The 12,922-nt window shown below is 61.4% G+C and carries 13 protein-coding genes; 5 read left to right on the top strand and 8 right to left on the bottom strand.

The window, feature by feature from the left end; all coding sequences use genetic code 11:
• Positions 1 to 97: 97 nt before the first annotated feature.
• Positions 98 to 1,237 (bottom strand): porin, encoded by a 1,140-nt coding sequence (locus tag B0G75_RS27660; RefSeq protein WP_181309366.1) that lies wholly within the window; start codon positions 1,235 to 1,237, stop codon positions 98 to 100.
• Between the two features lie 274 nt (positions 1,238 to 1,511).
• Between B0G75_RS27660 and B0G75_RS27655 the strand changes: the two genes are divergently transcribed.
• Positions 1,512 to 1,865 (top strand): transposase, encoded by a 354-nt coding sequence (locus B0G75_RS27655; protein WP_106313271.1) that lies wholly within the window; start codon positions 1,512 to 1,514, stop codon positions 1,863 to 1,865.
• 120 nt (positions 1,866 to 1,985) lie between these two features.
• Here the strand turns inward: B0G75_RS27655 and B0G75_RS27650 are convergent, their stop codons facing one another.
• Both B0G75_RS27650 and B0G75_RS27645 read right to left on the bottom strand, forming a co-directional pair.
• Positions 1,986 to 3,545 carry a methyl-accepting chemotaxis protein gene (locus tag B0G75_RS27650; protein ID WP_106313269.1) on the bottom strand — a complete coding sequence of 520 codons (1,560 nt, stop codon included), beginning with the start codon at positions 3,543 to 3,545 and terminating at the stop codon, positions 1,986 to 1,988.
• 180 nt (positions 3,546 to 3,725) lie between these two features.
• Positions 3,726 to 4,535: a Crp/Fnr family transcriptional regulator gene (locus B0G75_RS27645; RefSeq protein ID WP_374956924.1), complete on the bottom strand. Its 810-nt coding sequence runs from the start codon at positions 4,533 to 4,535 to the stop codon at positions 3,726 to 3,728.
• Between the two features lie 91 nt (positions 4,536 to 4,626).
• On the opposite strand from B0G75_RS27645, the gene B0G75_RS27640 reads away from it, so the two are divergent.
• Entirely contained in the window at positions 4,627 to 6,258 is a 1,632-nt protein-coding gene (locus B0G75_RS27640; RefSeq protein ID WP_106313265.1) for an acyl-CoA synthetase, read from the top strand.
• A gap of 144 nt (positions 6,259 to 6,402) precedes the next feature.
• On the opposite strand, the gene B0G75_RS27635 is transcribed toward B0G75_RS27640, so the two are convergent.
• The 3 genes from B0G75_RS27635 to B0G75_RS27625 form a co-directional block, all read right to left on the bottom strand.
• The gene (locus B0G75_RS27635) at positions 6,403 to 6,627 is read right to left on the bottom strand and encodes a hypothetical protein (protein WP_012428560.1); all 225 of its coding nucleotides are present in this window, start codon (positions 6,625 to 6,627) and stop codon (positions 6,403 to 6,405) included.
• Positions 6,628 to 6,917: 290 nt separating this feature from the next.
• Positions 6,918 to 7,121 (bottom strand): cold-shock protein, encoded by a 204-nt coding sequence (locus B0G75_RS27630; protein WP_012428559.1) that lies wholly within the window; start codon positions 7,119 to 7,121, stop codon positions 6,918 to 6,920.
• Between the two features lie 292 nt (positions 7,122 to 7,413).
• Complete coding sequence (locus tag B0G75_RS27625; RefSeq protein WP_106313263.1) at positions 7,414 to 8,049, bottom strand: LysE family translocator; 636 nt, start codon at positions 8,047 to 8,049, stop codon at positions 7,414 to 7,416.
• Between the two features lie 465 nt (positions 8,050 to 8,514).
• Here B0G75_RS27625 and B0G75_RS27620 point away from each other — a divergent pair, with 465 nt between their 5' ends.
• Both B0G75_RS27620 and B0G75_RS27615 read left to right on the top strand, forming a co-directional pair.
• Entirely contained in the window at positions 8,515 to 8,778 is a 264-nt protein-coding gene (locus B0G75_RS27620; protein WP_106313261.1) for an H-NS family nucleoid-associated regulatory protein, read from the top strand.
• A 154-nt stretch (positions 8,779 to 8,932) separates the two neighbouring features.
• A complete protein-coding gene (locus B0G75_RS27615) occupies positions 8,933 to 10,165 on the top strand; it encodes a serine hydrolase (protein WP_106313259.1) in 1,233 nt (410 codons plus the stop codon).
• A 149-nt stretch (positions 10,166 to 10,314) separates the two neighbouring features.
• On the opposite strand, the gene pcaG is transcribed toward B0G75_RS27615, so the two are convergent.
• Positions 10,315 to 10,902 carry a protocatechuate 3,4-dioxygenase subunit alpha gene (gene pcaG / locus B0G75_RS27610; protein WP_106313257.1) on the bottom strand — a complete coding sequence of 196 codons (588 nt, stop codon included), beginning with the start codon at positions 10,900 to 10,902 and terminating at the stop codon, positions 10,315 to 10,317.
• 3 nt (positions 10,903 to 10,905) lie between these two features.
• Positions 10,906 to 11,610: a protocatechuate 3,4-dioxygenase subunit beta gene (pcaH, locus tag B0G75_RS27605; protein WP_106313255.1), complete on the bottom strand. Its 705-nt coding sequence runs from the start codon at positions 11,608 to 11,610 to the stop codon at positions 10,906 to 10,908.
• A 108-nt stretch (positions 11,611 to 11,718) separates the two neighbouring features.
• Here pcaH and pcaQ point away from each other — a divergent pair, with 108 nt between their 5' ends.
• Entirely contained in the window at positions 11,719 to 12,702 is a 984-nt protein-coding gene (gene pcaQ / locus B0G75_RS27600; RefSeq protein WP_106313253.1) for a pca operon transcription factor PcaQ, read from the top strand.
• Positions 12,703 to 12,922: the final 220 nt, after the last annotated feature.

The raw sequence follows: 12,922 nt of genomic DNA, 5'->3' as shown, positions 1-12,922 counted from the left end.
GCGGCACCTTTTTTTATGCGCGCGCGGTTTGATTGCCGGCACCCGGCGAGAATGACGGGTGCGCGCGGCTTGCAGGGCACAGGCGGCCCTGCCTGATTTAGAAAATCGTACGCAGACCGAGTGCAATGCCGGTCTGGTTGTTCTTGCCCGGCAATTCGACCGAGGCAGCGCCCGATACCTTGTCGAAATCGACCGTACCGTACACCTCGGTGCGCTTGGACAAGGCGTATTCAGCCAACGCCACCAACGTATAGCGATTGCCGCTGCCCAGTTGTCCGTTGCCGATCGCCGCGTTGGACATGTGGTCGTAGTACGCCGCGCCAGTCAACGTGAGCGCGGGTGTGGCCTGCCACGTGACGCCGGCGAACGGACCGTTGTCGACGCGGCCCGAGCCCTTCAGGATATCGACGCCCGGCACGAGCGTCTGCTGCGCCAGCGCGCTGTCGACGAAACCCGTGTCGTCTTTCGAATGCAGATAGCCGACGTACACCTTCGCCGTGCTGAACGCATAGACCGCGTTTGCGTTGAAGATAGTCTGCTTGTGATTGCTGTTGTCGCTATTCTGCTGCACGCCGCCCGCGAGGCTCAATGGGCCGGCCACATACGACAACGTAAAGCCGTACATCGTGCCCGCGCCGAGATGGCCCGGCACCTGGCCGGAGAAACCGCCCGCGCCGCTCGATTCGGAGTTGGTGCCGAACGAGTACATCGCGGCGATAGTCAGGCCTTTGTACGTGCCGGTGTATTTGACTGCGTTGTCTGCGTAAAGGCCCGCGCCGAGCGCGCCCGGCAACCATGAGTTCTCGAAGTAGTTGCCGACCGTGAGCGGGTCGTAGGTGTCGCCGAGCAGGTCGAACAACGGCGTCTTCTGACGGCCTAGCGTTAGCGTGCCGTATTGGCTGCTCAGGCCCACGTACGCATTGCGGTTGAAGAGCCGCTGGCTGTCCGAGGCGGACCCGTCCTGCAGATTGATGCCGCTTTCCAGGTCGAAGATCGCCTTCAGTCCGCCGCCCAGATCTTCCGAGCCGCGCAGACCCCAGCGGCTATTGGTAATCGCACCGTTCGTCATGAACAGACGGCCATCGTTTTTGGCGTTGGAGTTGGTCAGATAGCGCACGCTCACGTCTGCGACGCCGTACAGTGTGATCGAGCTCTGTGCCGAGGCGTGCTCGGCGGTCATCGCGAGGGCAGCGCCACCCACGATGGCAGCGGTCTTGAGGAATCTCATTTGTCTCATTGGGATATCTGCTAGGCAGTTATGGTTTATTCATTCGATTCCGGCGTATGCGGACGGGCTGTGCGCCGGCGCGCCGATGATAGACCCGCGCCCTCGTCGCGCCAAAAGTCCTTTAGCGCAATAACTTATTGCAGTTTCCAACCATTGCCCCGCGCTGTCTGACAAGAGTTAACTTTCGCGCAAGCGCGCTTCGGTTAGTCTGAAATCCATTGATTGATAGACGCTATTTCGCAGCGACGCCAGCCTGTATGCAGCGGCCGCGCGTTCTTACCGCATGGATAATTCCACTCGAAAGCCGCAGCCTCATTTGCCGACCACTTACGATCTGACTGACGAGCAATGGCATCGCATCGTCCCGCTGCTGCCTGAAATGAAAGCTCTTGGACCTCGCCGTGGGCGTCCCAGCATCGATATCCGCTGGGTGGTGAATAGCGTGATGTGGGTGCTGCACGCGCGCGCGCCATGGAGCGCGATGCCGGAGCGTTACGCGCCGTATCAGACTGCGCATCGCTACTACCTGCGCTGGAAGAAGTCCGGCGTGCTGGCCGACATCGTGTTCGCGCTGTTCGGGACCGATGCGATTCTCGAGCGGCCTATCACGCGAAGGAGCGGCGTGCGTGCTGCGTAGATTGCAGCTTCGCAGCGACAAATAAAAAAGGCTGTCACCCGATTTTCGGCGACAGCCTTATTTTGATCGGTCAGGAGGTCTGCCGATCGGGCACGACGGACCGTGGCCCGTATAACCCGCTCACACAGTTTGCTCGACCTTGAACACGGCCACGGCATGTCGCAGGTGTTCGGTCTGCTCATCCAGCGAACCGGCCGCGGCGGCCGCCTGCTCGACAAGTGCGGCATTGCGCTGCGTCACGTCGTCCATCTGACGGATCGCGAGATTGACTTCGCCGATACCCGAACTCTGTTCCTTCGAAGCCGCCGAGATTTCGTTCATGATGGCCGTCACGCGGCGCACCGCGTCGACCACCTCGCCGATCGTGCTACCCGCCTTGCCCGCGAGCGTGGAGCCTTCGCCGACTTGTGCGACCGACTGATCGATCAACACTTTGATCTCCTTGGCCGCTGTCGCGCTGCGTTGCGCGAGATTGCGCACCTCGCCCGCGACCACCGCGAAGCCGCGACCCTCTTCGCCGGCGCGCGCGGCTTCCACCGCGGCGTTCAGCGCCAGAATGTTGGTCTGGAACGCAATGCCCTCGATCACGCTGATGATCTCGCCGATCTTGCGCGAACTATCGGTGATACCCGCCATTTTCTCGACCACGTCGTTGACCACCTGGCCACCGCGCGCGGCGATGCTCGACGCGTCGCTCGCCAGTTCGGATGCGGTCGCCGCATTGTCGGCGTTCTGCGTGACGGTCTTGGTGAGTTCGTCCATGCTGGCGGCGGTCTGCTGCAACGACGCGGCCTGTTCCTCGGTGCGGCTCGACAGATCCAGATTGCCCGCGGCGATTTCCTTCGAGGCGACGGTGATCGTCTCCGCCGAGTTCTTGATCCGCGCGACGGTGGATGCGAGTTGATTGCGCATCTCACGCAGCGAGAACAGCAGGCTCGACGTGTCGTCGCGGCGCAGCTCGATGCGAGTGGCCAGATCGCCGCGCGCGATCTGCATCGCAATCGAGGCCGCGGCGGAAGGCTCGCCGCCAATCGAGCGCGACACGCTGCGCACCACGCGCGACGCCACGAACGACACGATCACGCCGAGTACCAGGAGCATGCCGGCCGAGCGTGCGAGCGTCGTGTAGAACTGCGCCTGAATGTCGTCCATGTAAGCGCCGGCGATGAAGTCCCAGCCCCACGGGGCGAAGCGTTTCACATAGCCGATCTTCTCGCTAGGTGTCGTTTCACCGGGTTTGGGCCACCAGTAGCGCAGGTAGTCGGCGCCGGCCGCCGAACCGCCGGCCTGAGCGATGTCGTGATACAGCGCGTTGCCTTTGGCGTCGCGGAAGCCGCCCATGTCCTTACCGTTCAGCTTCGGGCTCATCGGGTGGTCGATCATGACCGAGTCGCTGCGCACGATCGTCACGTAGCCGGAGGTACCATAGCGTTGCGCATTGACGCGGGCGATCGCTTGTTGCTTCGCTTCGTCGACGGAGAGCTTGCCGGCGTCGGCCTGTTTCGCATAGTCCGCGACGATCGATACCGCCATGTCCGTGACATCGGCCAGATTGGCGCGCCGTGCGTCCATTTGACCGTTACGCGCTTCGTACGCGTTCACAACGGTCACGATCAGGAGCGCGGCCCAGCACAGCAGCAACGGCACCCACAACTTCTGTTTCAGTGTCAGACGGTTCATTATCGGATTCGACAATACGTTGAGCTCGGAATAGGGACAGGCTGCAATCTGCGCTGCATAGCTCGCATAACGGCGCGTGCGGCGCTTTCTTTATCCGATTGCTCAAAAAACAGTCGAACGGCCGCGCGCAGGCGGCCGCCGAAACATGCGGAGCAAGAGCGGCAGGCAGGGCGTTGGGTGCTAGAGCTGTTCCCGGCCGAACGCGCCTAGGCGTTCGAGGTCGAGCACGTCGATCTGGTTGTACGAGAGGCGCAAAATCTGCAGCCGTTCGAGGTTTTGCAGCGCCTGGTTGATCCGCTGACGCGAAACGCCCGCCAACAGGCCGACTTCTTCCTGCGAAATGGCGAGGGTGCGGCCGGTGTCGGGATAAAGATCGGGGTTGAACAACTGCGCGAGCGACTGCGCGACGCGCGCATCGACATCGAGCAACCGGCTATTCTGGATCGACGCGATGAATTCGCCCATGCGGTTGTTCAGTTGCCGGATCACGAATGCGTTGAACGGCAAGCTGGACTCCAGCAGCGTGTGAAACGTCTCCGACGGCACGAACATGACCAGCGAAGGCTGAATCGCGGCCACGTCGTACTTGCGCAATTCACGCTTGATCACGCTGCCTTCGCCGAACCAGCCGCCAGGCGGCACGCCGGACAGCGTGCAACTGCGTCCCGAGGGGCTATAAATGGCAAGTTTGATGAGTCCGGAATGGACGCCGATCCAGTAGTCCGACGGTTCCTGGCGGCGCGCGATCCACGCCCCGCCTTCAAGATGCTCCGCGTGTGCGCTGGCGAGGACCATGGATTGATGCTCGGCGGCGAGCGCCCGGAACCACGCACAGGTGGCGAACAGGCCCGGAAGATCGGCGCGCGCAACTCGCTCAGGCCTGCGCGGGCGGGCATCGGCGGGGGCGGTGAGCGGAGCGTCGTTCATGGCAGCTTGCGGGTGTTTGGGCGGAAGTGAGTGCTGACGCGCCAAGGCGCGCCACTCTGTCATTTGAACGACAGACAGTTCACCATGACCATTGTTAGCCTAGTTCATCAACAGAATAATCGACGGCGCGGCCAGCGCCTCTGGAGACGATGCGATGAAACACATGTTCGAAGCAGGCCTCGAGCGCCGCGAGGCCAACTACGTACCGCTCACCCCGATCGATTTCATCGTGCGCGCAGCGGAAGTCTACGGTGAGCGGCCGGCGGTCGTCCATGGGAAGATTCGCCGCAACTGGCGCGAGACCTACGAACGCGTCCGGCGTCTGGCCAGCGCGTTGCAGCGGGCTGGCATTCAGCGTGGCGACACGGTCGCGGCCTTGCTCCCCAATATTCCTCCGATGATAGAAGCGCACTTCGGCGTGCCCATGGCCGGCGCCGTGCTCAATACGCTAAATACGCGGCTCGACGTATCGTCGCTGTTGTTCATGCTGCGCCACGGCGAGGCGAAGGCGTTGATCGTCGATACCGAGTACGGCGAGTTCGCGCATCGCGCCGCGCTGGAGTTCCCGGACCTGCGCGTAATCAGCGTGGCGGACGCGATGCCCGCCGATCCTTCGCAATTTATCCGCGCGACAGACTACGAAGCGTTCCTGCGATCCGGCGACCCCGAATTCGCGTGGGCCATGCCCGCCGACGAATGGGACGCCATCGCGCTGAACTACACTTCCGGCACCACCGGCGATCCGAAGGGCGTGGTCTACCACCATCGCGGCGCGTATCTGAACGCGCTGAGCAACATCCTCGAATGGGATATGCCCAAGCACGCCATCTACCTGTGGACCTTGCCGCTATTTCACTGCAACGGCTGGTGTTTCCCGTGGACGGTGGCCGCACGGGCCGGCGTCAATGTCTGTTTGCGCAAATTCGATGCGAAGACAGTGTTCGATCTGATTCGCCGCGAAGGCATCACGCACTATTGCGGCGCGCCGATCGTGCAGAGCGCGCTCGCGAACGCGCCAGCGGAATGGCGCGAGGGCATCGAGCATCGCGTGTCGACGATGGTGGCGGGCGCGGCGCCCGCGCCTGCGGTGATCGCGAAGATGAAGGAGATCGGCTTCGATCTCACGCACGTGTACGGACTCACCGAAACCTACGGTCCGGCCGCAGTCTGCGCGAAACAGGAGGAGTGGGAGACGCTCGACGACGGCGCACGCGCCGAGATGAACGCGCGGCAAGGCGTGCGCTATCACCTGCAGGCCGCGGTGACCGTGCTCGACCCGGACACGCTGACGCCCGTGCCCGACGATGGCGAGACGATCGGCGAGATCATGTTCGGCGGCAACATCTGCATGAAAGGCTATCTGAAGAACGAGCGCGCGACGGAAGCCGCCTTCCAGGGCGGCTGGTTCCACACCGGCGATCTCGGCGTGCGAATGCCCGATGGCTACATTCGCATTCGCGATCGCAGCAAGGACATCATCATTTCCGGCGGCGAGAACATTTCGAGCATCGAGGTCGAAGACACGCTATACCGTCACCCCGCGGTGTCTGTAGCGGCCGTGGTGGCGATGGCCGATCCGAAGTGGGGCGAGGTGCCGTGTGCCTTCGTCGAGCTCAAGGAAGGGGCTCAGGTGAGCGCGGAAGAGATCATTGCGCACTGCCGGCTTTTTCTTGCGGGATACAAGTTGCCGAAAGCGGTGCGTTTCGGCGAATTGCCGAAGACATCGACGGGAAAAATTCAGAAGTTCGAACTACGCGCGCGTATCAAAGCGGAAGAAAAGCCATGATGCGCTCGCGTATGCAATGGTAAAAGGCGTGCCGAATGGCACGCCTATTGGCGGTAATACGTGCCGCGGGACAAGCGCACGTGGGCACGGGAGCGCGTGGATCACGTGCGCGTCGTCGCGCAGAATCGCACGCCGATCGCGAGCTTAGCCGCGCGTGTCGACCCAGTGACGTGCCCAGCGTGCCGAGTGCTGCAGCGCCTGTTCCTCGTTCTTGAAGTAGTCGAGCGAATAGAACTGGTAGCGCCCTTCGGTACGCGCGCTGTCGGCGCGTTCGAGCAACAGATTGGATGAAAAAGTGCCATCGGGCAAACGGTGCGCCGAGGGTTTGACGGCATAGCCGTTGTAGTGATGAATATGTTTGTTTTGCATTTTATATTTTAATGATGTTCGAGTGCGCGCCTGCCTTGCGGACCCTTGCACGAGTCGCGCGGACGAGCTGATTCAAGCCATTGCGAGCCGAATCCTGACGCAGTCGGAAAGCGAAAAATGGGCGTTGAAGCCGGAGGGGAGAATGAGGTGCAACGAGGCGTTTGGCGCTCAGGCAAGCTGCTTGAAATGACATGCAGCTCAAAGCGATACGCGCCAACTGTGGGAGACAAAGCTCCGCGAGGATGTCGCTGCAGCCCGATGTCCGTTGCCGGACACCGAGCCCTTCAAACTTACAGCGGCTTGATGTTAGCCGCTTGCAGACCCTTCGGGCCTTGCTTCGTTTCGAAGCTCACTTTCTGATTCTCAGCCAGCGTCTTGAAGCCGTCGCCGCTGATTTCGGAGAAGTGCGCGAACAGGTCGTCGCCGCCCTTGTCCGGGGTGATGAAGCCAAAGCCTTTGCTGTCGTTGAACCACTTAACGGTACCGGTATCCATGAAGAATCCTTGAGGTAAAAAAATAGAGAAATGTGCTCTGTGAAAGAGCGTGTGAAGCGTCAAGGAGGGAGAGGACAACGAATACCGCTGAGGGAGCGAGACATTGATGAACAGCAATCGAACTTCTTGAACTTCGGACGCCACAGTAACCGCCGGGGTATGTCAACGTCAACACTTAACTTGTAACTGTTTTGCCGGACGCGGCGCGCGGCTCACGCGAGCGCTTGCCGATAATGCCCTGGTTCCCGGCTTGCCGGGCCGCGCAGCAAGCCGTTCGAGCGGCTACGCGTTGTCAGATGCCCACTTTGTGCGCCGTCAGGATCAGGCGCAATCCCAGCGCGGCGACAGCGCTCGCGGCGACGCGATCCACCCAGGCTTTCCATAGCAGGTAAATTTCACGCGGCCGCTTGCTCGAGAAGCACAACGCGACGACGGTGTACCAGCCGGCTTCGATAGCGAAGATTGCGGGCGGCAATGCAAAGTAGCACCACAGCGGCGGGTGTTGCGGCAGCAGCGCCGCGAAAATACTGCCGTAATAGACGGCTGTCTTCGGATTGCTGAGCTGTGTGCTCAAGCCGATCCAGAACGATTTGCGAGCATTGCCCGAGACCGCTTGCGAGGCATCGAAAGCAAGCGGTTTGGCCGCGCCGCGCCAGATTTTCGACGCGAGGTAGATCAGATACAACCCACCCGCCACTTTCAGGCCGACGTAGAGCCATTCGACACTCGCCAGCAAGGTATAGAGACCGAGCAACGCGATGCCGCTAAAGAACACGCCGCCGACACCCATGCCGAGGGCGGTAGCGAGCCCATCGCCGCGCGACAATCCGATCGCATTGCGGGCGACGATCACGAAGCTCGGTCCCGGACTCATGGCGCCTAACAGCAGTGCGGCCAGGATGGTGATGATGGCGGTTGAAGCGGTCATGATCGAGTGTCTCCTATGCACGAGCGTGCTAGTCAGTGAACATAACATGAGAGAAGGGGATTTGCTTTTTTGCCCTTGCTGCGCGCTCATTTCCTGTCAATGAGTATTGCCGCTTCTACTCGCATTCTGGATAACCCGATGGGAATTAAAAAGCTTTGCGTCGCGGACTAACAATTCGTTGCTGCAAGCAAAAGAAATTGGATGCTAGAATCGCTTTCCATACGCTGAAGCAGCCCCGAACCACGGGGCGAGACACGAGCGCAATTCGATCCGGTTGCCGACGAATTTCCCATAATCCAAGATTTATTGGGCATGATTTCCAGGTGCGAGTTTTCCCGCATCGGGAGAGGCATCGCGAGTTCGATTCGCACTCGAGCCATCTGAATCACGCATAGGCTTCGCGTTTTTTAGCGAAGCCTTTTGCTTTTCTAACGCGAGCATTATTAGCCGCGACACTGGTACGTTATGAAAGAGCTTGGGGAACAACGGCAGCTCGACTTCGACGGGAATGCGCGTGAGCGCCTGGTCGCATGGATCCGCCGACGCATGGACGAATACGGCATTACGATAGAAGCGCTCGCCGAAGCGATCGAAGCCGATGTGGCCGCGACGCGGGCCGTGATGTATCGCGACGCTTACGGCAATACGTGGGACGGTCATGGTGATAAACCGGACTGGCTCGCGCGTGCAATTTACGCTGGACAGAACATCGATCATTTCCGATGCTAGGAAGGGCGTCTGCGGCTTGCGTGCGGATGTCGCATAGCCAGTCGGCGCGTTCCTTTGCCGTTGATCGCGTGCACAATCTGCCTTAACATCGGCGGGTCGTTGCCGATTCCGTGCCCATTCATGCGGGCGCATGCGGCACAGAACTGGAAGCTGCATGCCGTACGGTCATCGAACTCCTTCATCTGAATTTCCGGCTTTTCGTTTTCCTGCATGGCTCCGTTGTCTCGCGATATTCGGCTTGTTGTGGCTGAATATCGGCTGGTCGTTTGGTGCGGCCCACGAGCCTGCAGGGCAGCTGTCCGCGCGCGCGAGCCGGCACGTTGAGCCGTCCACCAAGCGCACGTCCAGGGCGAAAGCACAGCGCTCGAACAAAGCGAAGAAGCCGACCGCCGGCAAGACTCGGCGTCGCGTCGCACACAAGCGCAAGCACGTGGCTAGCACCGAGCGGACGATGCATGTCAGCAAAGTCACACCCAAACATCGCCGGCAAGCTGCGCGCAATGCGCGGGATGCACGCGGCGTGACACGCCCCGCAGCGTTGGCGGCAAAGGGCGATACGCAACGTGCGTCAGCGTCGCGCGCCTCGATGTCGCATAAGGGCCCCCGTTTGTTGGCGCGCTGCGGCTATACGCCGAAATCCCGCGCTTTACTTCGCGCCAGATCCGTCTACGTCGTCGACGAACGAACGCAAACCGTGCTTACCGAAAAGCAGGCGGACCTCGTCATGCCAATCGCTTCGGTATCCAAACTGATGACGGCGGTCGTGTCGCTCGATGCACAGCATGCATTGAATGCGCCGCTTAACGTCACGGTTCAGGACCAGGATTTCGACAAATTCACTGGTTCACGTTTGAGTGTCGGTTCGACGCTGTCGCGCCATGACATGCTGCATATTGCGCTGATGTCGTCGGAGAACCGCGCTGCGGCCGCGCTCAGTCGCGACTACATGGGCGGCCGTCCAGGTTTCGTGGCGGCGATGAATGCGAAGGCGCGCTTGCTCGGTATGCGGCACACGTCGTTCGTAAATGGCACGGGCTTGTCGGCGCAGAACGTTTCCACCGCGCGCGATTTGTCGTTGCTGGTTGCCGCGGCCAGCCGTTATCCGCTGATTCGCGCTTATTCCACTGATCGCGATCAGGTGGTCTTACCCGGCGGCGGGCGAGCGAGCTTGAGTTATCACAACTCGAATGCGCTCGTGCGAGGCGGCGACCGCTCGATCGTGCTGCAGAAAACCGGCTTCATCAACGAGGCCGGGCACTGCGTGGTGGTGCGAATGAAGGTGCACGGCAGGCCGGTGGACATTGTGGTGCTGGGCGCGCCAGGCGCGCACGATCACATTGCCGACGTGGTGAGAATCAGCCGCTGGCTGCGCTGTTCGTTGCAGTGAGCGGTAGTCGTCAGACAAGACAGACGAAAAAAGGCCAAAAAAAAAGCCCGCGCAAGGCGGGCTCAACTACTCGGAGTTTCGCGATCCAGTCGCTAGAAGGATCACGGCCAGTGTATGTGAAAGCTATATGAAAGTGTAGAAAAACCGCGTCAAATATCGAAAAATACGGTTTCCTTAGCGCCTTGCATGTGGATGTCGAAACGGTAAACGTTCGCCACATTCGGCTCGCGGCGCGCGATCAGCGTCTCGCGTCGCTCCGCCGGAACCGCTGCCAGCACAGGATCCTTCTCGTTCGCTGCGGCTTCGTCCTCGAAATAGATGCGCGTGAACGTGTGCAGCAGCATGCCGCGCATGGTCAGGATCACATTCAGATGCGGCGCTTCATCCGCACTGGCCCGGCCCGGTTTCACCGTTTCCACGACAAAACGTTTGTGCGGATCCGTGCCGGTGCCCACACGCGCAAAACCGCGAAAACCGGTCTTCAGGATTTCCTCACGCGACGCCGGGAAGTGACCGTTCGAGTCCACTTGCGACACTTCGAGCATGGCGTCGCCAATGACCTTGCCGTCGCCGTCGAATACTTGCCCGACTAGCGTGATGTGCTCGCCGGCCGCTTCGCGGTCAGCCAGAACCGGTGTGAACAGGCTCCTGAAGTCGAAATCGTACTGCTGCGGGCACAAACCGTAAGCGAAGTAAGGTCCAACCGTCTGCGAAGGCGTTTGCTTGAGAGTGGTCATGGCTTAGCGCTCCATCGGAGTTTCGTTGCGGCCGCGCAGCACGATGTCGAAGTCGTAGCCGAGCGCATAGGCCTCTTGCGTGGTGTCGAGCGAGAAATCCGCGATCAGGCGGTCACGGGCGTGCTCCGGCGTGCCCTGGAAGATCGGGTCGAACGCCAGCAGCGGATCGCCGGGAAAGTACATCTGCGTGACGAGGCGCGAGCCAAAATGGTCGCCGAAGAGCGAGAAGTGAATATGGTTCGGACGCCACGCATTCGGATGGTTGCCCCACGGATACGCGCCCGGCTTGATCGTCAGGAAGCGATAGCGGCCTTCGTTGTCCGTGATGCAGCGGCCCGCGCCGAGGAAATTCGGGTCGAGCGGCGCGTCGTGCTGATCGGCCTTGTGCACATAGCGGCCGGCGGCGTTGGCTTGCCAGATTTCGACCAGCGTGTTGCGCACCGGGCGGTTGCCTTCGTCGAGCACACGGCCCGTCACGATGATACGCTCGCCGAGCGGTTCGCCGTTACGCACGGCGTTACGCGTCAGGTCGTGATCGAGCGCGCCGAGGTCTTCAGTGCCGTAGACCGGCACGCGCTGATCGCGCAGCTTTTCCTTCAACGGAATCAGCGGAAGTGTCGGGCCGCGTTTGACCGACGAACCGTAGCCGGGGTAGACGTAAGGCGGATGGGACGGGAAGTCGCGCGCGCTGAGAAAGGAATCGTCCATCAGTGTCTCCTTCGAGGAATTGTGGGATACGACGTTATGGAGAGACTTTATCCAACCTAAGAGGTTATGCAAAATGACGTTTTCGCCCTTTTCGTATAACCTGCCGTTATGCAACGCAGCCTCGCGGATAGCCGCGTCAAATTCCGTCATCTCCAGTGCTTTCTGGCCGTCGCGCAGTTCGGCAGCGTCCAGCGGGCGGCCGACAGCCTGTCGATCACCCAGCCCGCGGTCTCCAAGACGGTGGCCGAACTGGAAGCGATTCTCGGCGTGAAGCTGTTCGAGCGCGGCCGCCACGGCGCCGTGCCGACCCGCGAGGGGCAACTCTTCATGCCGCACGCAAGTGCTTGCGTTAGCGCGCTGCGCCAAGGTGTCGATCTGCTGGCGCGCGCGGAAGGCGCGGCCGCCGCCACGCTGGAAATCGGCATTCTGCCGACCGTCGCGGCGGCGTTGATACCGCCGGTGCTGAAGCGGTTCGCCGCGCTCTGGCCGCGCGTGATCGTGCGCCTCGCGACGGGCGCCAACCCCGAATTGCTCGAGCGCCTGAAAGCGGGCACGATCGAATTTGCGGTCGGTCGGCTGGCCGATCCCGAGCGGATGGTCGGGCTCAGTTTCGAGCAGCTGTTCAGCGAGCCGTTGATCGCGGTGGTCCGCGCCGGGCATCCGTTGGCAGCGGGCGCGGGTTTGCCGGCCGCGTCGCTCGAAGATTTTCCAGTGGTGTTGCCGCCGTTCGGCACGTTGATCCGGCAATCGGCGGACAGTCTGTTGAGCGCATGGGGCGTGCCGCCGTTATCGGCGTTCATCGAGGTATTGTCGGTTTCGACGGGGCGCGCCTTGACGCTGGAGAACGGCGCCGTGTGGTTCGTTCCTCTGAGCGCGGTCGAATACGAACTGGCGCACGGCATGCTGGTACGTTTGCCATTGCCGTTCGCCGGCACCGGCGAGCCGGTCGGATTGATCCGGCGCTCGGACACGCAGCCATCGCCGGTCGGACGGGCGTTTATCGAGGCGGTGCGTGAGGTCGCGCAGCAGCGCATGGCTTCGAGTGCGGATAAGGCAACAGGAAAAACGGCGCAGAAGCGTAGCCGTAAATAGCGCGTTTCGTCCTTGATCGTGAGTATCTGGTAGCGCGAGGCGGAGGGCGGCGCCGTCGAGTGAACCATTCGGTACAAAATGAAGGTTGCGAACGCCCTGCTACCCGGTGTACAAACACGGTGCAAAAGCCGTCGCGGGCCACGATGCCGCGACACGCCACCCATGCGGTGTCACACCGGATGTGGCGGCGGCTTGCACCGAACACCAGAAACAGTGCGAA

This window comes from Paraburkholderia sp. BL18I3N2 (assembly GCF_003001875.1).
GTDB classification, from domain to species: Bacteria; Pseudomonadota; Gammaproteobacteria; order Burkholderiales; family Burkholderiaceae; genus Paraburkholderia; species Paraburkholderia phytofirmans.
This window is presented reverse-complemented; position numbering and strand designations above follow the sequence as displayed.